The 20,723-nt window shown below is 68.0% G+C and carries 21 protein-coding genes; 14 read left to right on the top strand and 7 right to left on the bottom strand.

Features of this window, described 5'->3' with window-relative positions:
- Positions 1 to 70: 70 nt before the first annotated feature.
- From hutU to ACZ5YA_RS20970, 5 genes are all read left to right on the top strand, one after another.
- Positions 71 to 1,750 carry a urocanate hydratase gene (hutU, locus tag ACZ5YA_RS20990; RefSeq protein WP_118932319.1) on the top strand — a complete coding sequence of 560 codons (1,680 nt, stop codon included), beginning with the start codon at positions 71 to 73 and terminating at the stop codon, positions 1,748 to 1,750.
- A gap of 66 nt (positions 1,751 to 1,816) precedes the next feature.
- Positions 1,817 to 3,235, top strand: coding sequence for a purine-cytosine permease family protein (locus ACZ5YA_RS20985; RefSeq protein ID WP_059377045.1), 1,419 nt, complete (start codon positions 1,817 to 1,819; stop codon positions 3,233 to 3,235).
- 27 nt (positions 3,236 to 3,262) lie between these two features.
- A complete protein-coding gene (hutH, locus tag ACZ5YA_RS20980; protein WP_059377048.1) occupies positions 3,263 to 4,792 on the top strand; it encodes a histidine ammonia-lyase in 1,530 nt (509 codons plus the stop codon).
- A gap of 26 nt (positions 4,793 to 4,818) precedes the next feature.
- The gene (gene hutI / locus ACZ5YA_RS20975) at positions 4,819 to 6,036 is read left to right on the top strand and encodes an imidazolonepropionase (RefSeq protein WP_464091178.1); all 1,218 of its coding nucleotides are present in this window, start codon (positions 4,819 to 4,821) and stop codon (positions 6,034 to 6,036) included.
- Between the two features lie 147 nt (positions 6,037 to 6,183).
- A complete protein-coding gene (locus tag ACZ5YA_RS20970) occupies positions 6,184 to 6,936 on the top strand; it encodes a carbon-nitrogen hydrolase family protein (RefSeq protein WP_251878597.1) in 753 nt (250 codons plus the stop codon).
- Between the two features lie 7 nt (positions 6,937 to 6,943).
- Here the strand turns inward: ACZ5YA_RS20970 and ACZ5YA_RS20965 are convergent, their stop codons facing one another.
- Positions 6,944 to 8,353 carry an MFS transporter gene (locus ACZ5YA_RS20965; protein ID WP_464091177.1) on the bottom strand — a complete coding sequence of 470 codons (1,410 nt, stop codon included), beginning with the start codon at positions 8,351 to 8,353 and terminating at the stop codon, positions 6,944 to 6,946.
- 188 nt (positions 8,354 to 8,541) lie between these two features.
- On the opposite strand from ACZ5YA_RS20965, the gene ACZ5YA_RS20960 reads away from it, so the two are divergent.
- Positions 8,542 to 9,519, top strand: a complete 978-nt coding sequence (locus tag ACZ5YA_RS20960; protein WP_464091176.1) for a tripartite tricarboxylate transporter substrate-binding protein — start codon at positions 8,542 to 8,544, stop codon at positions 9,517 to 9,519.
- A gap of 18 nt (positions 9,520 to 9,537) precedes the next feature.
- Here ACZ5YA_RS20960 and ACZ5YA_RS20955 read toward each other — a convergent pair whose 3' ends face one another.
- Positions 9,538 to 10,488, bottom strand: a complete 951-nt coding sequence (locus ACZ5YA_RS20955) for a LysR family transcriptional regulator (protein WP_464091175.1) — start codon at positions 10,486 to 10,488, stop codon at positions 9,538 to 9,540.
- Between the two features lie 129 nt (positions 10,489 to 10,617).
- Here ACZ5YA_RS20955 and ACZ5YA_RS20950 point away from each other — a divergent pair, with 129 nt between their 5' ends.
- From ACZ5YA_RS20950 to ACZ5YA_RS20940, 3 genes are read left to right on the top strand one after another with little or no spacing between them, the layout of a single operon-like run.
- The gene (locus ACZ5YA_RS20950; RefSeq protein ID WP_059377068.1) at positions 10,618 to 11,598 is read left to right on the top strand and encodes a Bug family tripartite tricarboxylate transporter substrate binding protein; all 981 of its coding nucleotides are present in this window, start codon (positions 10,618 to 10,620) and stop codon (positions 11,596 to 11,598) included.
- A 27-nt stretch (positions 11,599 to 11,625) separates the two neighbouring features.
- A complete protein-coding gene (locus ACZ5YA_RS20945; RefSeq protein ID WP_464091174.1) occupies positions 11,626 to 12,810 on the top strand; it encodes a M20 aminoacylase family protein in 1,185 nt (394 codons plus the stop codon).
- Positions 12,811 to 12,836: 26 nt separating this feature from the next.
- Complete coding sequence (locus tag ACZ5YA_RS20940; RefSeq protein WP_464091173.1) at positions 12,837 to 13,574, top strand: phosphoribosyltransferase; 738 nt, start codon at positions 12,837 to 12,839, stop codon at positions 13,572 to 13,574.
- 19 nt (positions 13,575 to 13,593) lie between these two features.
- Here ACZ5YA_RS20940 and ACZ5YA_RS20935 read toward each other — a convergent pair whose 3' ends face one another.
- The 3 genes from ACZ5YA_RS20935 to sorA all read right to left on the bottom strand — a co-directional run bounded on the left by ACZ5YA_RS20935 (position 13,594) and on the right by sorA (position 17,022).
- Entirely contained in the window at positions 13,594 to 15,285 is a 1,692-nt protein-coding gene (locus ACZ5YA_RS20935) for an MFS transporter (RefSeq protein ID WP_464091172.1), read from the bottom strand.
- 146 nt (positions 15,286 to 15,431) lie between these two features.
- Positions 15,432 to 15,776: a SorB family sulfite dehydrogenase c-type cytochrome subunit gene (gene sorB, locus ACZ5YA_RS20930; protein WP_059377085.1), complete on the bottom strand. Its 345-nt coding sequence runs from the start codon at positions 15,774 to 15,776 to the stop codon at positions 15,432 to 15,434.
- A 10-nt stretch (positions 15,777 to 15,786) separates the two neighbouring features.
- Positions 15,787 to 17,022 (bottom strand): SorA family sulfite dehydrogenase catalytic subunit, encoded by a 1,236-nt coding sequence (sorA, locus tag ACZ5YA_RS20925; protein WP_118932327.1) that lies wholly within the window; start codon positions 17,020 to 17,022, stop codon positions 15,787 to 15,789.
- A gap of 124 nt (positions 17,023 to 17,146) precedes the next feature.
- Between sorA and ACZ5YA_RS20920 the strand changes: the two genes are divergently transcribed.
- Positions 17,147 to 17,542: a DUF2809 domain-containing protein gene (locus ACZ5YA_RS20920; protein WP_059377089.1), complete on the top strand. Its 396-nt coding sequence runs from the start codon at positions 17,147 to 17,149 to the stop codon at positions 17,540 to 17,542.
- Between the two features lie 51 nt (positions 17,543 to 17,593).
- Here the strand turns inward: ACZ5YA_RS20920 and ACZ5YA_RS20915 are convergent, their stop codons facing one another.
- The gene (locus ACZ5YA_RS20915; RefSeq protein ID WP_118932353.1) at positions 17,594 to 17,809 is read right to left on the bottom strand and encodes a hypothetical protein; all 216 of its coding nucleotides are present in this window, start codon (positions 17,807 to 17,809) and stop codon (positions 17,594 to 17,596) included.
- 237 nt (positions 17,810 to 18,046) lie between these two features.
- Between ACZ5YA_RS20915 and ACZ5YA_RS20910 the strand changes: the two genes are divergently transcribed.
- The 4 genes from ACZ5YA_RS20910 (at position 18,047) to ACZ5YA_RS20895 (ending at position 19,831) form a co-directional block, all read left to right on the top strand.
- A complete protein-coding gene (locus tag ACZ5YA_RS20910; protein ID WP_054455904.1) occupies positions 18,047 to 18,778 on the top strand; it encodes a TenA family transcriptional regulator in 732 nt (243 codons plus the stop codon).
- A 71-nt stretch (positions 18,779 to 18,849) separates the two neighbouring features.
- Complete coding sequence (locus tag ACZ5YA_RS20905; protein ID WP_054455328.1) at positions 18,850 to 19,149, top strand: 2Fe-2S iron-sulfur cluster-binding protein; 300 nt, start codon at positions 18,850 to 18,852, stop codon at positions 19,147 to 19,149.
- A 5-nt stretch (positions 19,150 to 19,154) separates the two neighbouring features.
- Positions 19,155 to 19,484 carry a ferredoxin gene (locus ACZ5YA_RS20900; RefSeq protein ID WP_118932328.1) on the top strand — a complete coding sequence of 110 codons (330 nt, stop codon included), beginning with the start codon at positions 19,155 to 19,157 and terminating at the stop codon, positions 19,482 to 19,484.
- The gene (locus ACZ5YA_RS20895; RefSeq protein WP_041652092.1) at positions 19,481 to 19,831 is read left to right on the top strand and encodes a 2Fe-2S iron-sulfur cluster-binding protein; all 351 of its coding nucleotides are present in this window, start codon (positions 19,481 to 19,483) and stop codon (positions 19,829 to 19,831) included. The genes ACZ5YA_RS20900 and ACZ5YA_RS20895 overlap by 4 nt, the downstream gene beginning before the upstream one ends.
- A gap of 95 nt (positions 19,832 to 19,926) precedes the next feature.
- Here ACZ5YA_RS20895 and ACZ5YA_RS20890 read toward each other — a convergent pair whose 3' ends face one another.
- A complete protein-coding gene (locus ACZ5YA_RS20890; RefSeq protein ID WP_059377095.1) occupies positions 19,927 to 20,646 on the bottom strand; it encodes a GntR family transcriptional regulator in 720 nt (239 codons plus the stop codon).
- Between the last annotated feature and the right edge of the window lie 77 nt (positions 20,647 to 20,723).

The raw sequence follows: 20,723 nt of genomic DNA, 5'->3' as shown, positions 1-20,723 counted from the left end.
AGGCATCCTATGATTCAGACTAGCGCAGCGCCTGCGACGGCGTGCAACCGAACTGATCAAGGAGAGCCTCTTGGAACACTCGAACCGATACCGCGACGTCGTTATCCGCGCCCCGCGCGGCAGGCAACTGAATGCCAAGAGCTGGCTGACCGAAGCCCCCTTGCGCATGCTGATGAACAACCTGGACCCCGACGTGGCCGAGAATCCCAAGGAACTGGTGGTCTACGGCGGCATCGGCCGCGCCGCCCGCGACTGGGACTGCTATGACAAGATCGTCGAGTCGCTCAAGAACCTGAACGAGGACGAAACCCTGCTGGTGCAGTCCGGCAAGCCGGTGGGCGTCTTCAAGACCCACGCCAACGCGCCGCGCGTGCTGATCGCCAACTCCAACCTGGTGCCGCACTGGGCCACCTGGGAGCACTTCAACGAACTGGACGCCAAGGGCCTGGCCATGTACGGCCAGATGACCGCAGGCAGCTGGATCTACATCGGCAGCCAGGGCATCGTGCAGGGCACGTACGAAACCTTCGTCGAGGCGGGCCGCCAGCACTACGGCGGCAACCTCAAGGGGCGCTGGGTGCTGACCGCGGGCCTGGGCGGCATGGGCGGCGCGCAGCCGCTGGCGGCCACGCTGGCCGGCGCCTGCTCGCTGAACATCGAATGCCAACAGACCAGCATCGACTTCCGCCTGCGCACCCGTTACGTCGATGAACAGGCGCGCGACCTGGACGACGCGCTGGCGCGCATCGCCAAGTACACGCAGGAAGGGCGCGCCGTCTCCATCGCCCTGTGCGGCAATGCCGCCGAGATCCTGCCCGAGCTGGTGCGCCGCGGCGTGCGGCCGGACATGGTGACGGACCAGACCAGCGCGCACGATCCGCTGAACGGCTATCTGCCGGCGGGCTGGACCTGGCAGGACTACCGCGCGCGCGCCAAGCGCGAGCCGGCCGCGGTCATCAAGGCCGCCAAGCAGTCCATGGCGGTGCACGTGCAGGCCATGCTGGCCTTCCAGCGCCAGGGCGTTCCGACCTTTGACTACGGCAACAACATCCGCCAGATGGCCAAGGAAGAAGGCGTGGCGGACGCATTCGATTTTCCGGGCTTCGTGCCCGCCTACATCCGGCCGTTGTTCTGCCGTGGCGTGGGCCCGTTCCGCTGGGCAGCGCTGTCGGGCGATCCGCAGGACATCTACAGGACCGATGCCAAGGTCAAGGAACTGATTCCCGACGACGCGCACCTGCACCGCTGGCTGGACATGGCGCGCGAACGCATCAGCTTCCAGGGGCTGCCGGCGCGCATCTGCTGGGTGGGCCTGGGCCAGCGCGCCCGGCTGGGCCTGGCGTTCAATGAAATGGTCCGCACGGGCGAGCTGTCGGCGCCCATTGTCATCGGCCGCGATCACCTGGATTCCGGCTCGGTCGCCAGCCCCAATCGTGAAACCGAAGCCATGCGCGACGGCTCGGACGCGGTGTCGGACTGGCCGCTGCTGAACGCGCTGTTGAATACCGCCAGCGGCGCGACCTGGGTGTCGCTGCACCATGGCGGCGGCGTGGGCATGGGCTTCTCGCAGCATGCCGGCATGGTCATCGTGTGCGACGGCACGGACGAGGCCGCCGAACGCATCGCCCGCGTGCTGACCAACGACCCGGGCACGGGCGTCATGCGCCATGCCGACGCGGGCTACGCGGCCGCCATTGAATGCGCGCAGGAGCAGAACCTCAATCTGCCCATGCTTGCGGGCAAGCGCTGATACCGCGCTGCCCATACCCGCGGGCCGTGACCGCGCCCGTCCAATCGCCATGACCGGGACGACATAATGACTCAGGACAGCCAGGCAGCAAGAGGACCGCTCATCGAGCGGCGCTCGATCGATTTCATCCCCGAAACGGAGCGTCACGGCAAGCTCTACAGCCAGTTCACGCTGTGGATGGGCGCCAATCTCCAGATCACCGCCATCATCACCGGAGCGCTGGCGGTGGTGCTGGGCGGAGACGTTTTCTGGTCGCTGATCGGGCTGTTCGTCGGACAGGTCTTCGGCGGCGCGGTCATGGCGCTGCATGCGGCCCAGGGGCCCAAGCTGGGATTGCCGCAGATGATATCCAGCCGGGTGCAGTTCGGCGTCTATGGCGCGGCGATACCCATCGTGCTGGTGTGCCTGATGTACCTGGGATTCACGGCCACGGGCACGGTGCTGTCGGGGCAGGCCCTGGGCCAGCTGTTCGGCGTGAGCGATACGGCCGGCATCCTGATCTTCGCCGCGGTGATCGTCGGGGTGACGCTGTTCGGCTACCGCATGATCCACATCATTGGACGGATTGCGACGGTGCTGGGCATCATTGCCTTCTTCTACCTGTTCAGCCGCGTCATCGCGCTGGGCGACGTGGGCCAGTTGCTGCAGATCCGCCATTTCACCTGGAGTTCCTTCCTGCTGGCGGTTTCGCTGGCGGCATCGTGGCAGATCGCCTACGGCCCATACGTCGCGGACTATTCGCGCTATCTGCCGAGCCGGACCTCGTCGTTCAAGACCTTTCTGGCGGTAGGACTGGGTTCGGTGCTGGGCGCGCAGATCGCCATGGTGCTGGGCGTGCTGGCCGCGGCCATGGCGGCCGGCCAGTTCGCCGGGCGCGAAGTTGCCTACATCGTGGGGCTGGGCGGCACGGGAGCCACGGCCGCGCTGCTGTACTTCACCATCGCGTTCGGCAAGGTCACGATTTCGACGCTGAACTCCTACGGCAGCTTCATGTGCATCGCGACCATCGCCAGCGGCTTTCGCGGACATGTGGAGATTTCCCGCCGGCAGCGCGCGCTGCTGGTGCTGGCGATCGTCGCCGCGGCCACGGCGGTGGCGCTGATCGGCCAGCATTCCTTCCTGAACGCATTCAAGTCCTTCATCCTGTTCCTGCTGGCGTTCTTCGTGCCGTGGAGCGCGGTCAACCTGGTCGACTACTACTTCGTGAGCCGCGAACAATACGACGTGGAGGCGCTGTCGGATCCGAACGGGCGTTATGGCCGCTGGAACTGGCCAGGGATCCTGATCTATCTGTTCGGGGTGCTGGTGCAGATGCCCTTCATTTCGACCAAGCTCTACACGGGTCCGATGGTCGAACGCCTGGGCGGGGTGGATATCTCGTGGATCATCGGCCTGGTCGTACCCAGCATCCTGTATTACCTGTTCGCGCGCCGGGGCGCCGTGCCGCAACATCGCGGCGCCGTCCGCGCGACCCATACGCTTTGACGCCGGCACTCGCCTAGGAGAACAACAATGGAATTGCATCTGACACCCGGCCACATGACCTTGGCCGACCTGCGGCGCGTCTACCAGCAGCCGGCTCGCGTGACGCTGGACCCGGCGGCGGCCGGGCCGATCGAGGACAGCGTGGCCTGCGTCGAGCGCATCATTGCCGAAGGCCGCACGGCCTACGGCATCAACACCGGATTCGGATTGCTGGCCACGACGCGGATCGCGCGCGAGGATCTGGAAGCCCTGCAGAGTTCGCTGGTGCTGTCGCATGCGGCCGGGGTGGGCGAGGCGTTGGACGACGCGATGGTGCGGCTGATCATGGTGCTGAAGATCAACAGCCTGGCGCGGGGCTATTCGGGCATCCGCCGCAAGGTGATCGATGCGCTGATCGCGCTGGTGAACGCCGAGGTCTATCCGCATATTCCGCTGAAGGGATCGGTGGGCGCGTCCGGCGACCTTGCGCCGCTGGCGCACATGTCTCTGTTGCTGCTGGGCGAGAGCAAGGCGCGCCATCGCGGCGCCTGGCTGCCCGCGCGCGAAGCGCTGGCCCAGGCGGGGCTGGAACCCTTGACGCTGGCGGCCAAGGAAGGCCTGGCGCTCTTGAACGGTACGCAGGTTTCGACGGCCTATGCGCTGCGCGGGCTGTTCGAGGCCGAGGACCTGCTGGCGGCCGGGCTGGTCTGCGGCAGCCTCAGCGTGGAAGCCATGCTGGCATCGCGCGCGCCGTTCGATCCCCGCATCCACGCCGCGCGCGGCCAGCCTGGCCAGATCGACGTGGCGGCCGTGTACCGCGATCTGCTGACCGAGGACAGCGAGGTCGGGCATTCGCACGCGAACTGCGACAAGGTGCAAGACCCCTATTCGCTGCGCTGCCAGCCGCAGGTCATGGGCGCCTGCCTGACGCAGATACGCCATGCGGCCCAGGTGCTGGAGATCGAGTCCAACGCGGTCTCCGACAATCCGCTGGTGTTTGCCGAGCAGGGCGATGTGGTTTCGGGCGGCAACTTCCATGCCGAGCCGGTGGCCATGGCGGCGGACAACCTGGCGCTGGCGCTGGCCGAGATCGGCGCGCTGTCCGAGCGCCGCATCTCGCTGATGATGGACAAGCATATGTCGCAGCTGCCGCCGTTCCTGGTGAGCAACGGCGGCGTGAATTCCGGATTCATGATTGCCCAGGTGACCGCGGCGGCGCTGGCCAGCGACAACAAGGCGCTGGCGCACCCCGCCAGCGTGGACAGCCTGCCGACTTCGGCCAACCAGGAGGACCACGTGTCCATGGCGCCGAATGCGGGCAAGCGGCTCTGGCCCATGGCCGAGAACGTGCGCGATATCCTCGCGATCGAATGGCTGGGCGCCTGCCAGGGCCTGGATTTCCGCCAGGGCTTGAAGACTGCGCCCAAGCTGGAGCGCGCTCGCGGCTTGTTGCGCCAGAAAGTGGCGCACTATGAGCGGGACCGCTTCTTCGCGCCCGACATTGAAGCGGCGAGTCAGCTCATTGCGGGCCAGGGTCTGACGGCGTTGGTGCCGGCCGGCCTGTTGCCCAGTCTTTAACGCCGGCGCGCAAGAGGAGCCTACGCATGAGACAGGTCTGGCGCAATTGCCACGCCGCCACGATGGCGCAGGGTAAGTACTCCGTGATCGAACGGGCCGCCATCGTGACAGGCGAGAACCGCATCGAGTGGATCGGTCCTGAGGAGAAACTGCCGCCTGGGGGCGACGCGCGCGAGCACGACCTGGGCGGCGCCTGGGTCACGCCCGGGTTGATCGATTGCCACACCCACCTGGTGTTCGGCGGCAATCGCAGCCTGGAGTTCGAACAGCGCCTGCAAGGCGTGGACTACGCCACCATCGCCGCGCAAGGCGGCGGCATCGCCAGCACCGTGCGCGCCACCCGCGCCGCCAGCGAGGATGAACTTTACGCCAGCGCACGCAAGCGCGCCCTGCATCTGATGCGCGACGGCGTGACCACGCTGGAAGTGAAGTCCGGCTATGGGCTGGACCTGCCCAACGAGCGCAAGATGCTCAGGGTGGCGCGGCGCCTGGGCCAGACCCTGCCGCTGACCATCAGCGCGACCTGTCTGGCCGCGCACGCGCTGCCGCCGGACTACGCGGGCCGCGCGGACGATTACATCGACGAAGTCGCGCGCCGCATGCTGCCGCTGCTGGCCGTCGAGGGCTTGATCGACGCGGTGGATGCATTCTGTGAGCATTTGGCATTCACGCCGGCACAGGTCGAACGGGTGTTCCAGGCTGCGCGTGAACTGGGACTGCCGGTGAAACTGCACGCAGAGCAATTGTCTTCGTTGCACGGGGCGGCGCTGGCTGCGCGTTATGGCGCCTGGTCGGCGGATCATCTGGAATACCTGACCGAAAGCGATGTGCTGGCGATGGCGCAGGCCGGCACGGTGGCGGTGCTGCTGCCCGGGGCGTTCTACGCCCTGCGCGAGACCAGGCTGCCTCCCATCGACCTGTTGCGCCGCCATGGCGTGCCCATCGCCATCTCCAGCGATCTGAACCCCGGCACCTCGCCCGCGCTGTCGCTGCGGTTGATGCTGAGCATGGCCTGCACGCTGTTCCGCCTGACGCCCGAAGAAGCGCTGGCCGGGGCGACGGCGCATGCGGCGACAGCGCTGGGACTGCAGGCCACGCATGGCACGCTGGAAGCAGGCAAGTATGCGGACTTCGTTGCCTGGGAGGTGCAGCATCCCGCCGAGCTGGCCTACTGGATAGGCGGCGACCTGCCCAAGCGGGTGGTCCGGCATGGCGCGCTGGTCGACGCCGCAACACTCGCCTGAAACGGGCAGATCCGGACAGGATCGCGCCCGCAACGGACGGCTTGAACCGGCCCGCGTCCGCAATCGCCACAGGCGGTCTACCATCCATGGATGACGTGCCCCGTCCGGGGGCGCGCGCTCAACTTGGATGTGGGTATGCGGATATGCATGATGGAAGGGCCGGCTGATCTGGAGCCCAAGGGCGCGACCTGGGAAGGTATCGCCGAACGCATCGCTGAGCTGGCCCCGGATCTTCTGGTGACCAGTGAAATGCCGTTCGGGCCGTGGCTGGCCGCCGACCCGCAATACGACGCGGCCCGCGCGGCGGCGTCGGTGCGCATGCATGAGGCGGGCCTGGATGCGCTGGCGGCGCTGGGAGTGCCGGCCATCGTATCGTCGCGGCCGGTGCATGCGGGCGAACGGTTGGCCAACGAGGCGTTCGCCCTGCAGGACGGCCGCTATACCCGGTTGCACCATAAGCAATACTTCCCGGAGGAACCGGGCTATTTCGAAGCGACCTGGTTCCATGCCGCCATGGATGGGTTCGAGGTGTTCGAGGTGGGCGGCATACGCCTGGGCGTGCAGCTATGCACCGAATTGATGTTCAACGAGCGCTCGCGCGCCTACGGACGCGCGGGCGCCGAGCTGATCGTGGCGCCGCGAGCCAGCAGCGCGTCGACGCGCCGCTGGCTGACGGCGGGCGCCATGGCGGCGCTGGTGTCGGGCTGCTATGTGGTCAGCTCGAACCGCGCGGGACGCACGGCGGCGGGGCAGGTATTCGGGGGCACGGCGTTCGCGTTCCAGCCGGATGGCGAACCCCTGGCGCAAACCAGCGATACCGAATCCATCGTGGTGATCGAGGTGGATCCGGCCCGTGCGCGCGCGCAGCAGTCGCTATACCCGTGCTACGTCCGGGAATAGCGCGTTCCTAGCGCGTCGAGCTGGCCTGCGCCGGTTCGCTCGCGTCAAAGCGCAGCCGCGAAAAACTGGCGACGCAGGCCAGCGCGGCGCACACGCAACCCAGCCACAGCGCGGCGATGGCGCCGTGCGTGCTGGAAATGTTGAAGCAGGCGGCCACCAGGGCCGCGCCCGAGGCCTGGCCCAAGAGCCGCACCGTGCCTATCATGCCGCTGGCGCCGCCGGCGCGCGAGGCCGGCGCCGGCATCATGATGGCGCGCAGGTTGGGCGACTGGAAGAAGCCGAATCCGGCGCCGCACAGCGCCATGCGCCAGCAGAGGTCCCAGACCGAGGGCGAGGCCGGCATCAGCGCCAATGAGGCCAGGCCCAGCGCCAGCAGCGCCAACCCCACGCCGCCCAGGGCGCCGGCCGCATAGCGGTCCGACAGTCGCCCCGCTATCGGCGCCATGACCGCCACCACCACCGGCCAGGGCGTGATGAGAAAGCCGGTCTGCACCTGGCTGTAGCCGAGCGTGGCCTGCAGCAGGAACGGCAGCGACACGAAGGCCAGCGCCTGCGCCGCGAACGCGCACACGGCAGTGGCGGCGGACAGGGCGAACAAGGGCCGGCGCAACAGGTCCACCGCCAGGATGGGCGCGGGGTGGCCGGCCTGCCTGCGCATCAGCAGCCACAGGCTGGCCGCGGCGATACCCCATTCCAGCGCCACGCGCGGCAAGGGAGCCGCGTGCGCCAATTCGTTCGATCCCAGCACGAACAGGCCCAGCGTCAGGGCGCACAGCGCCGCGGCCAGGCCGTCGAAGCGATGCGGCGCGCGCGCGGTCCCGGGCAGCTTGCGCAGGCCCAGCGCGAACGCCAGCAGGCCGATGGGCACGTTGATCAGGAACAGCCAGTGCCAGGATCCCAGCAGCAGGATGGCCGAGGCCACGGTCGGCCCCGCCGCGAAGGAAATGCCTACTACCATGGCGTTCAGGCCCAGGCCGCGACCCAACAGGTGCGAAGGGTAGATGAAGCGCAGCAGCGCGCCGTTGACGCTCATGACGCCGGCCGCGCCCAGGCCTTGCAGCACGCGCGCGATCACCAGCGTGGGCAAGGACGGCGCCAGGCCGCTGGCCAGCGAGGACAGGATGAAGATGGCCAGTCCCACGATGTAGACCCGCCGGTGGCCCAGGATTTCGCCCAGCGCCGCGGCCGGCAGCAGGCCCGCCACCATGGCCAGCTGATAGCCGCTGACGATCCAGATCGAGCCCGCGTCGCTGGCTTGCAGGTCGCGCGCGATGGTGGGCAGCGCCGTGTTGGCGATGGCGGTGTCCAGGCTGGCCATGCATAGCGCCAGCATGACGGCCAGGAGCGCGCCTGGGCGTTCGGCTGCCGGCAGGCCGACGCCGGCCGGATAGACAGTATGGCGGGAGAACGAGAGCATGTGCGGGACCACGGGGGCAACGCGTCCGGATAGAGGGAGAGGGCCGGAAGCTGCGATCACTGATTCTAGAACGTGTTAAGGGATCCGGCCCGCGGACCGGGTCGCGAGCTGGCTTTCCTTGCGGGGCGTTTCTCCTTATCCTGCCGCCTTGCGCGGCGGCGGGCCGCGTTTTCAAGGAGTGGTCGACTATGCAATCTGGCGTATCCCAGCACCGTCGCCGGTTCTTGCCGGCGCTCGCGCTGGGCGTTCTGGGCGCTGCGGCGGCAGGGCGTCTTGGCGCCGTGCCCCTGACTCGCATCCTGGTCGGCTTTCCGCCGGGGGGCGGGGTGGATGTGATCGCCCGCCTGTTGGCGCGGCAGTTGGAAGCCGGCCTGGGCGAAGTGGTGCTGGTCGAGAATCGCCCCGGCGCGGGAGGCTTGCTGGCGGCGCAGGAATTGCTGGCCGCGCGTCCCGATGGGCACACCCTGCTGTTCACCAACGAACACACCTTGGCGATCGTGCCGCACATCGATGCGCAGGCCGGCTTTGCGTCGCCGGATGATTTCGCGGCGGTAGCGCAGACGACCGACCAGAGCGCCATTGCGCTGGCGGTCAGGGCGGATTCGCCTTGGTTGAAGCTGCAGGATCTGCGCGGATACGAAGGTCCGCTGCCGGTGGGCGTGCCGGCGCCCGGCAGTGTGCCGGAGCTGGCCGTGGAGCTGCTGGCCGAGCGTTTCGGCGTGGCGGCCACGGCAGTGTGCTATCGCGGCGGCGCGCCCTTGGTGACCGACTTGCAGGCCGGCTATCTGGCGCTGGGCCTGACATCCCTGGCTGAACTGCGGGAGCCGGTAAGCGCCGGGCGGCTGCGCCTGCTCGCCATTTCGGGGCCAGGCCGCCATGCCGACCTGGCCGATGTTCCCACCTTTGCCGAGCAAGGCTTCGGAGGATTGGAGCACGGCGGCGTGGCCGGCTTGTTCGCGCCGCGCGGCGTGGCGCCCGCCCGCATCGAGCAACTGCAGCAGCAGGTGGCGCGGGCGCTCGAATCGGAGGAGGTCCGCACGCAACTGCGCTTGCAGGGGTCGCGGGTGAGTTTCGGCGATGCCGCCACGCTGGCGCGCAACATGAACGCGATTCATCAGGCCTGGGCCGAACGCGCCCTGGCCTGGCGTGCGCGGACGGGCGGTTGAGCGCCCGCGCCCGGCTCTCTAGGGCGTGCGGATGGCTGCGCGTTCGCGCAGCAGTTGAACCAGTTCGGCGTGGCAGAGCCGGACCGCCGCGCGGGCCTGCTGTTCGGGGGCGCGCGCCATCAGGCAGATGCGCCGTGTGAGTTGCGGACGCTGCAGTGGCACGATGGCCAGACCGTCCTGCCGCTGCCCTTGTGTGTACAGACGCGAGATCAGGCCGACGCGCAAGCCCGCGCGCACCAGGCTGTAGAGCGTGTCGGTGTAATTCAGGGTGTCGGTCGCGGCCAGGTCCGAGCCCAGCTGGCGTAGCGTGGCCACGATCATTTCGTAGGTACTGCCGCGCGACAGCACGGCCAGCGGCTCGGCCTTCAGGTCCTGCCAGGTCACCGCCTGGCGCCGCGCCAGCCGGTGGGTGTCGGCCAGCACCGCGACCAGGTCGTCCTCGGCCACGAAGGCCGCGGCCACGCCGGGCGTGAGGCCGAAGTCCAGGCCCAGGCCGATGTCCAGTTCGCCATTGCCCAGCGCGGCCATGAGCTCGTCGTTGAGGTGGTCGCTGAGGATCAGCACGATTTCAGGATGGCGCAGGCGCCATTGCGCCACCACCGGCGCCAGCAAGTGCATGGTGGACGGGATGCAGCCGATGCGCACCGTTGCGGCCTGGGTATCCAGCAGGCGCTGCAGGTCTTCGGCGCCCTGCGTGTAGCTGTTGAGCAGCCATTCGATCTGCGCACGCGCGGCTTGTCCGGCGGGCGTCAGGCGCACGTGGTGGGTGCTGCGTTCGAACAGGGCCACGCCCATCAGCGTCTCCAGTTCGCGGATGGCGGCGGACAGGGCCGGCTGGCTCAGCGCCAGGGCCTCGGCGGCGCGGCTGAAACTGGCGTGGCGGGCCACTTCCTTGAAACCGCGCAGCTGGCGCAGCGTGGGCTGGCGGGCGGGGGCGGCGTGGCCATCGGGAGCGGGACGCTTGGTCATAGATTTGCCTGATGAATCTATAAAAATATAGCATTTCAGTTATCACCAGGATCTGGTTAGGATGGCGCCGTCGCCCTCCTCCGCGCTGCCGGTTCCGCGCGCGCCCCTCGCTCCGATCCCGCTCCTTCCATGTTCAAACGCCTGTTCCTGTCCGTGTCCGCGCTGGCGGCCGCGCTGTGCCTTGCCCCCGCTGCCGGCGCCGACACCTGGCCGGAAGCCCGGCCCCTGACCCTGATCGTGCCGTTCAGCCCGGGCGGCAACGTCGACACCACGGCGCGCCTGGTGGCGCAGAAGCTGTCGGACCGCCTCAAGCAGTCCGTCATCGTCGACAACGTGGCGGGCGCGGGCGGCGTGCTGGGCGTGGCCAAGGCCGTGCACGCCAAGCCGGACGGCTACACGCTGGTGATGGGCTTTGACGGTCCGATCAGCGTGGCCCGGCTGATCAACTCGGCCGTGAAGTACGACGCCGAATCCGACCTGACGCCGGTGGCGCTGGTGACTACCGCGCCCGTGGTGCTGTTGGCGCGTCCGGGCCTGCCGGTGCAGAACATGGACGAGCTGATCGCGCTGGCGCGCGAGAAACCCGACACGCTGACCTACGCCTCGTCCGGCGTGGGCACCGTGCTGCATCTGGCCATGGAGGTGATGCAGGACCAGGCCCGCGTCAAGCTGGTGCACGTGCCCTATCGTGGCGGCGCGCAGATCACCAACGACGTCATGGGCGGCCAGGTGGACCTGGGCCTCCTGGTGACCACCAGCGCCACGCCGCTGGTGCAGCAGAAGAAACTGCACGCGCTGGGCGTGACGTCCGCCGCGCGCGTTGACACGCTGCCGCAGGTGCAGGCGTTTGGCGAGACGCCGGCGCTCAAGGGCTTTGAACTCAACACCTGGACCGGCGTGTTCGTGCCGGCAGGCACCGACCCCGCCGTGGTCGAGCGGCTGAACCAGGAACTGAACGCGGTGCTGCGCATGGACGAGGTGCAAAAGCGCCTGGCCGAAGGCGGCGCCATGCCCGGACAGGGCACGCCGCAGGATTTTGCCGCTTTCCTGAAGAAGGAAAAAGCCCTGTACGCGCACATCGTGAAGAGCGCCAACATCCAGCAGGAATAGGCCTGCCCCTTTGCAGGAAGCCATGCCATGAATACACCCCCCGTGCTGCCCGAGATCCAGGCCATCCAGGAAGAGATGGTGGCGCTGCGCCATCGCATCCACGCCAATCCCGAACTGGCGTATCAAGAGGTCGCCACGGCCGAGCTGGTGGCCGAAAGGCTGGCGGCCTGGGGCTACGAGGTGCATCGCGGCCTGGGCGTGACCGGCGTGGTGGGCACCTTGCGCCGCGGCAGCGGCGCGCGCCGGCTGGGCCTGCGCGCCGACATGGATGCCCTGCCCATCCATGAGACCACCGGCCTGCCCTATGCCAGCCAGAATCCCGGCAAGATGCACGCCTGCGGCCACGATGGCCATACGGCCACGTTGCTGGCCGCGGCCCGCGCGCTGGCCGAGCGCGGCCGTTTCGACGGCACCGTGCACCTGATCTTCCAGCCGGCCGAGGAAGGCCATGGCGGCGCGCAGAAGATGATTGCCGACGGCCTGTTCGAACGCTTTCCGTGCGACGCCGTCTACAGCTTTCACAACGAGCCGGGTTATCCGACCGGCCATTTCGGCTTCCGCTCCGGCGTGATGTACAGCTCGTCCGACACGGTGATCCTGACCGTCAGCGGCGTGGGCGGCCATGGGGCCATGCCGCACGTGGCGGTGGACCCCATCGTGGCGGCGGCCAGCATCGTGCTGGCCCTGCAGACCATCGTCTCGCGCGAGATCGATCCCAACGACATGGCGGTGGTGACCATAGGCGCCATCCATGGCGGCGACGCGCCCAACGTGATTCCGAAGACGGTGGAGCTGCGCCTGACGGTGCGCGCGCGCCGCCCTGAAACGCGCGCGCTGCTGCGCGAACGCATCACGGCGATCGCCACCGCGCAGGCCGCGGTGCACCGCGCCAGCGTCCAGGTGGACTATCGCTGGCGCTATCCGCCGGTGGTCAATGACCGGGATGCCACGCAGTTCGCGGCCGAGGTGGCGCGCGGCTGGCTCGGCGAAGGCCTGCTGATCCCCGACCTGGAGCCGCTGCAAGCCAGCGACGATTTCGCCTTCATGCTGGAACAGGTGCCTGGCAGCTATTTCATCGTCGGCAATGGCGAGGGCGAAGGCGGCTGCATGGTGCACAACCCCGACTACGATTTCAACGACGGCATCCTGCCGGTCACGGCCAGCTACTGGGTGACGCTGGCGGAAGCCTATCTGGCCGCCGGCGCGCGCTGACCGGCCGCCGCTACTTTCCGCGACGCATGACTGCCTCACACGACCTGACCACCGCCGGCGCGCCTGCCTTCGACGCCACCACCGACTACTGGCAGGAGATCGTCAGCGCCGATGCGCTGACGCTGCCGGCAGACCCGCCCTATTCCCGCGGCTATCCCGCGCGGCTGCCCGACGGCCGCTATCTGGTACTGCCGCTGCGCGGCGTGCCCGGCGACCCTGACCGCTGCGTGGCCTCGCTGATCGCCAACCATGCCAGCCTGGAAGTGGTCGACGCACTGGCCGGCTTCATGGCCGAGCGCGCGCGCGTCTTCGAGGCCGAGGTGGTCGTGGGCCTGCCGACGCTGGGCCTCGCTTTCGCGCCCATGGTGGCGCGCGGCCTGGGGTTCACGCGCTATGTGCCCTTCGGCTATTCGCGCAAGTACTGGTACGACGAACGCCTGGCCGTGCCGGTGCAGTCGCTGACCACGCCGGACGCCGGCAAGCTGCTGTACGTGGATCCGAATCTGGCGGGCAGCCTGGCGGGGCGCCGCGTGCTGGTGGTGGACGACGCCGTCAGCACGGGGCAGACGATGCTGTCCGCGCTGGAACTGCTGGCGCGCTGCGGCGCGGAAGTGGCGGGCATCGTCGTGGCCATGTGCCAGGGCGAGCGCTGGCGCGAGCGGCTGGTGGATGCGGAGGGCGCGCCGATATCGGTGGCCTGCGCGTTCGAGTCGCCGCGCATGCGCCGCACGGCCGCGGGCTGGGTGCCGGAAACGGCCGCCTGAAGTACGGCGGCGCTGGCGCCTACAGGGATTCCGGATCGCGGCGCAGCGAGAAACCTTGCGCTTCGTTCATGGCCAGGTAGCTGACGTTGCGCGACACCACCGGCGGCTTGTCGCCGGCGTGCAGCGCGCGCACCTTGTCCAGCACCATCTTGTCCTCCAGCGTCATGCGGTCGATCATGCGCAGGTATTGCATCCAGCTTTCCACCAGGAAGACCTCGCGCCAGACGCCCTCGCGCTCCAGGTCGCGGAACAGTTGCCATTGCTGCGCCCCGTTGCGCAGCCGCATGAGGCGCAGCGGGTGCGTCGCGCCGATCAGCGCGGACAGTTTTTCCTTTTCGATCAGGTACTCCACGGCGACCAGCACCGCGCCGTGCTGCGTGTTGAAGCCTACCGCGGCCATCGCCGGCTCGGTGGTGTCGGCCCGCGCCAGCGACGTGGTGTCCAGATGTTCGGGCAGCCGCGAGCGGTACATCAGCGCGACGGTGATGCCCAGCATGATGCCGGCGGTGGCCAGGGCGCCGGAAACGCCCATGGTGCCGGCGAAATGGCCCCACATGAAGGAGCCCGCCGCCAGCCCGCCGAAGATGGCCGTCTGGTACAGCGCCAGCGCGCGCGCCTTGACCCAGTCTGGCACCAGCATCTGGACGGTGGTGTTATAGGTGGCCAGCACGCCGATCCAGCAGCTGCCTGACAGCAGCAACGCGGGAAATGCCACCCACAGGGTGCCGGTCAGGCCCAGCGCCAGCAGGCATGCGGCCAGCAGGCCCGCCGCGGCGCTGATCAGGCCGCTCGCGCCCCAGGCGGCCTGCACCCGGCGTACGACGGCGCTGCCGAGGATGGCGCCCAGGCCCAGCGCGCCCAGCATGTAGCCGTACAGCAGGGCGCTGCCGCCTTCATGTTCGTGCGCCAGCAGCGGTAGCAAGGCCCACAGCGCGCTGGCGGACAGGCCGAAGGCGAATGACCGCAGCATCACCACGCGCGTGACGGTGGAGTGCTGGGTGTAGCGCAGCGCCGCCACCACGCCTTCCAGGATGCCTTCGGGCGGCAGGCGGCGCAGCGGCAGGTCGCGCTTCCAGCGCCAGATCGCCCAGATCAGGCCGCCGTAGCAGAAGCAGTTCAGCAGGAACACCCAGGGCGCGCCCATGGCGCCCAGCAGCAGGCCGCCGATGGCCGGGCCGACCGCGCGCGCCACGTTGAAGTTGACGCTGTTCAGCAGCACCGCGCTGCCGACGTGGGCGCGCGGGACCTGTTCGCCCACCGCGGCCTGCCAGGCCGGCGTGACGATGGCGCTGCCGATGGCGATGCAGAACACCGACGCGATCAGCGTGATGGGATGCAGCAGGCCGGCAAAGGCCAGGATGGTGATGAAGACGCCGCCTGTCAGCTCCAGCAGCATGCCGGTCAGCATGACCTTGCGGCGGTCGTAGTTGTCGGCCAGCACGCCAGTCAGGATGGACAGCGCCACCAGCGGGAAGGCGGCGGCCACCTGGATCATGGCGACCATCAGCGGGCTGCTCTGTTCGGTGGTGATTATCCACGCGGCAGCGACGGATTGCGCCCAGGTGCCCAGGTTGGCGAACAGATTGGCGATCCAGATGATGCGGAAGGCCGGAAACGCGAAGGGGGATAGCGTGCTGACCTGCAGCACGGGGGCGGGAGCGGCGGGTGCGTCCGTGGGCAGATCGGTGTTGGCCGAAACGGGTTGCAGCATGGAGTTCTTCCGGCGCGCCGGGTAGGCGCTCCTGTCGGACGTGGTCTGGGTCGGGTAATGGTACGCCTAAGCCAGCGGTCGATGGGAGCGCGCGCGCCACCGCGGGGCGGCCGCGCGCCGCCCCGGGGGCTGCTGCCAGGGGCCGCCTATTGCTTGGCGGCCGGGGCCGGCGCAGGGGCCGGCGGATAGGCCTGGTTCAGGTATTCCACGATCAGCGGCACCTGGTCGGCGGGAATGGGGGCGCCGTAGGTGCCCACCATCTTCTTGACCTCGGCGTCCCAGAAGCCCAGGGGCATGGGCGGCTGCGACGATACATAGTCCACCGAATGGCACATCAGGCACAGGGCCGCATGCTGGGCCCCCGCGCCCGTGCCGGGATGCAGGGTGGCGGTTTCCTGGGGCAGCTTGATCTCCAGGGCCTGGGCGGCCGGGGCCAAACAGGCGAGGCCCAGCGCGAGCGCCGGCAGGCAGCGACGGAAATGGCGGTTCATGGCGCTCTCCTCAGGCGGCGGTGACGCGGACGGCTTCGACCACGTTGCGCATGTAGCCGGCCGGGTTCCACAGCGGGTCCAGCGGCTGGGTTTCGCCGGCCGTGTTGGTGGCGCGGACCTTCAGCATGTAGTCGCCGGCGGCCTTGGGCGTGAAATCGGCGTGCCATTCGCGGAAGGAGTAGCGGCCCAGGTCGCGGCCCAGTTTGGCGGCCTGCCAGGTCTTGCCGCCGTCCGACGAGAACTGGACCTCGCGTATGCCCTTGCCGCCGTCGAAGGCGATGCCGCGCACCTGCACCGGCTTGCCGCGGGCGACGCGCGCGCCTTCTGCGAGGCTGGTGATGAAGCTGCGCACGTTGTAGCGGCCGATGGGGCGTGTTTTTTCCGGCGCCTTGCCCGGGGGCGTGCAGGCGCAATCGTTGTCGGGAATGCGGTAGGCCTTCTGCATCCAGAAGCCGTCGAACTCCTTATCCAGCACCTTGATGTCGGCCAGGTGCTTGACCCAATAGGTGCCGTAGTACCCCGGCACCACCAGGCGCACGGGATAGCCGTTGAGCATGGGCAGGTCGGCGCCGTTCATGGCATAGGCCAGCATGACCTCGCCGTCCAGCGCATGGGCGGCGTCCAGCGCCTTGACGAATTCCGGCGTGCCGGGCAGTACCGGGCGGTCCATGCCCTCGAACGTCACCTGGCGCGCGCCGGCGCGGATGCCGGCTTTCTCCAGCACGCGCTTGAGCGGGATGCCCAGCCAGCGGGCATTGCCCATGGCGCCGTTGCCCGACTGCCCGCCGCCCACGCGCGGCGCGAAGAAGCCGCGGCTGTTGCCCGAGCACTGGGTGACGGCCACCAGCTCCACCGGTTTGCCGAATTGCTGCTTCAGATCGGCCAGCGAAAGCTCCAGCGGCTTGTCCACCAGCCCGCTGACCTTGATGCGGTAGGTGTTCAGGTCGATGGCGGTGGGAATATTGCCCAGGTGGTAGCGCACGAAGAACGCGTCGTTGGGCGTGATGATGTTTTCATTGAAGACCGCGAACGGCGTTTCCAGCTGCGGCGGGCGCGAGGTCTGGCGGATCAGGGGCCGCTTCTGCGGATAGGCGATCAGGTCGCGCTCGCCGTTGGCGAACGGCAGGGTGACGGTGGCCGGCGCCGCCAGGCTGGTCAGCGCATGGCCGGCCAGCGTGCCGGTGGCGCCCAGCGTACAGGCCTGGCGCAGGAAGCGCCGGCGCCCATTCGGGTCGAATGTGCTCATCTTGGTGTCTCCTCGTTCTTGTCAGCGCCCTGCCCCGGCGCGTTCAGACGAGCCTACGCGCGGTGGCCTGACAAATGCGTTAACGTCCGCGCTGCCCGTTTCAATTTCCGCGTTTTCCGCACCGATGATCCTGACCTTCAACAAGCGCGCCTTTGCCGCGCTGCTGGCCGTAACCGCGCTGGAAGCGCTGATCGCCACCCTGGGCGCGCCTTATCCCCTGTTGCGGGGCTTCGTGGGCGACGTGGTGGCGGTGGGCTGGGCTTATCTGGTGTATCGCAGCTTCATCCGCGCGGACGTGCTGCCGCTGGCGCTGGCCGCGCTGTTCACCGGCTACGCGGTGGAACTGGGGCAGTACCTGGCCCGGCATTTCGGCTGGCGGCTGGAGCAGCCGGTATTGCGCGTGATCCTGGGCAGCGTGCCCGACTGGTGGGACATGCTGGCCTATACGCTGGGATTCTTCCTGGTGCTGGCGCTGGCCGCCTGGAACCGGCGGCGGGACGCCGCGCTGCGCGGCGCCTAGGCGCTTTTCATCTTTCTGCCCGGCCGAACGCGCCGGGCCTCCAACCGGGAATCAGCCTGCCTGGCAGACCGGCGCGTCGTCGTGCGCGCGCGCGGCGGGCTTGGTCGCGCGCAGCGGCTGCAAGCGGGCGTTGCGAAACGGCGCGAAGAGCTCGGCCCAGGACGAAGGAAACAGCGGCGTGGCGTGGCGCACGGCATCGCGGCGGGCGTAATGCGTCAGCAGTTGTTGACCGATCGGGGCGTCTCCCAGGGGATGGCGGGTATTCATGGTATTTCCGTATTGCATTGAAAGTGTATTCATTGTACCAGCGTACACGCATTCCGGCCAACCCCCGCCTGCACACGCCAAGTCATTGATCCATAAAGACTGTCCCTGTTTATTGGGCAACATCTGACCGATCTCCGGGATTGCCCTAGCAGTTCAAAATAGTAGACGGTATACAATGTGCATCATGCCCGGGCTTAGACCAGCCTGGAGTCTTCACCACTGGACCTGGAGCGCGTCATGGCTGAACTGATGAACCGAGATGAATTCCGTACCGCGTTGGAAAACGCGATCAAGGGCAAGAGCGCCAACGCTTCGCCCTTTTCCATCGCCTGGGCAGAAGGCAAGCTCAGCCGCCAGCATCTGCAGCGCTGGGCCGAGAACCACTACCACTACGTGGGCCCGTTCGCCGATTACCTGGGCTACCTGTACGCACGCACGCCTGATTCCTACACCGAGGCCAAGGACTTCCTGCTGGCCAATATGTATGAAGAGGAAATCGGCGGCGACCGCCACACGGACCTGCTGATCCGTTTTGCCGAAGCCTGCGGCACCACCCGCGAACGCGTCACCAACCCCGACAACATGTCGCCCACCACCCGCGCCCTGCAGAGCTGGTGCTACGCCGTGGCCATGCGCGAGGATCCCATCGTGGCGGTGGCCGGGCTGGTGGTGGGCCTGGAATCGCAAGTGCCGTCCATCTACCGCAAGCAGACGCCGACTCTGCGCGAGAAGTACGGCTTCACCGACGAGGAAGTGGAGTTCTTCGACCTGCATATCGTGTCCGACGAAATCCACGGCGAACGCGGCTACCAGATCGTGCTGGAGCACGCCAACACGGTGGACCTGCAACAGCGCTGCCTGAAGATCTGCGAGATCGGCGCGCAGATGCGGCTGCTGTACACGACCGCGCTCTACACCGACTACGTGCAGCAGGAAATCACGCTGCCTGAACTGGGCCTTGCCGCCTGAGCACACCGCAAGACCGTCTGGCGCCGAGCGCCGGACGGCCGCGGCCCCGCAGAACCCAGAGCAGAAAATCCATGCCTACCATCGTGTTTCATAAGGGCGGCCAGACCTACACCGACGTGGTGAAGGACAACACCAATCTGGTGGTGCGGGCCGGCATCAAGCAGTTTCCGTATCCGCATCTGCGCTACGAATGCGGCATGGGCAAGTGCGCCAAGTGCGCCTGCCGCGTGCTGGCCGGGGCCGAGCATTTGCCGCCGGTCAACTGGAAGGAAAAGAAGCAGCTGGGCGAACGCATCGACCAGGGCTACCGGCTGGCGTGCCAGCTTTGGCTCACCAGCGACATCGAGCTGGTCCAGGACGTGGAGGCATAGCGGCCATGGACCCGGTGTACGTCATATTGACCACCAAGCCCGGCGTGTTCCGCACGGAAGCCGACGACGGCGCGGTGGATATCCTTGAAACCTACGATTACGCGTTCTACGGCCGCGCGCTGGCCGTCTACCGCATCGCCCGCCTGCATGGCGAAACCAAGCTCATCGTCACCGAGGAAACGCCGCCCTACGTGGTCAATCGCGTGCCTTCCAAATTCCTGGAGAAGTTCGCGTCAGTGGAAGCGGCCCGCAAGGAACTGGCTCACCTGACGCGCTTCGGCAGCATGGAATCGACCTTGACGCTGCGCCCGGGCGCGGTCGCCGCGGAGCACTGAACAACATGGTCCAGATCACATTCATCTCCAATGGCGGCCTGGTCGCCACGGCGCCCGAGAACAGCAATCTGTTGCGCGTGTCGCTCAAGGAAAAAGGCGGCATTCCCTTCAAGTGCGGCGGCGGCCTGTGCGGCACCTGCAAGTGCCGCATCGAGGAAGGGCTGGAAAACACCGACGCCATCAAACCGAAGGAGCGCAAGCACCTGCGTCCGGAAGACTTCGAGGCCGGCTACCGCATGGCCTGCCAGACCTTCGTCAATGGCGACGTGAAGGTCTCGTGGGTGATCCAGAATGGCAAGGGCGTGGTGGTCGGCGCGGCGTCCGATCCGGTGGAAGCAGCGACCTGAGGGTTGCTGCCGCGGGCTGCAAGGCCGCGGCCGGTAGCCGAGGCCCCTGGCCGCGCGGCCGTCGCGGTGGTGTCAGCTTCTGGCGTGTCGCCGAGTCAGGCCACCGACGCGTGCGGCTGCTGCTGCGCTTCCGTATAGGCCTTGGCGGCGTTGTGCACGTGCTGGCTGGCCAGCAGCGCGGCCAGGTCGCCGTTGCCGGCGATGACGGCATTGAGGATCTGGGAATGCTCATCCCAGTTCTGCTTGGCGCGCAGCATGTTGCTGGGCGCGAACAGCAGCGCGGTGCGATCGCGCAGCGAACGCATCAGGTCGGTCAGCACCACGTTGCCGCCGATGGTCGCCAGCATTTCATGGAACTGGGAATTCAGCGCCAGGAACTTGTCCAGCTGTTCGCTGCGCGCGGCTTCCGTGCCTTCGCGCAGGAAGGCTTGCAGGCGTTCCACGGTTTTCTCATCGCGGCGCTGCGCCGCGAGCTTGGCGTTCAGGCCTTCCAGCGTGGCGCGCACTTCCACCATGTCGTAGGCGACCGCGTCGGACAGCACCGACACGGACGCGCCGCGGCGCGGCTCGATGGTCACCAGGCCTTCGGCGGCCAGGGCGCGCAGCGCTTCGCGCACCGGGATGCGCGACACGCCCATTTCTTCGGACAGGCGGCCTTCGACCAAGCGGTCGCCGGGCGTGAACTCGCCGCTGAGGATGCGCTCGCGCAGCTTGTCGCGGATGACGGCAAACAACTGCGGATGCTGCTCGCCGATCTTCAGCGAGGCGGAATGCTGCGTTGCTGCGGCTTGCGGGCTGACGGGTGAGGTTGTCATGGCGAGCAGGTTTGGCGTAATGGATACAGTCTCCATTGTATTACCGGGTGTAGCTGCATGGCTTGGCGGGGCGCCGC

Source organism: Achromobacter sp. JCM 18799 (assembly GCF_055395645.1).
This window is presented reverse-complemented; position numbering and strand designations above follow the sequence as displayed.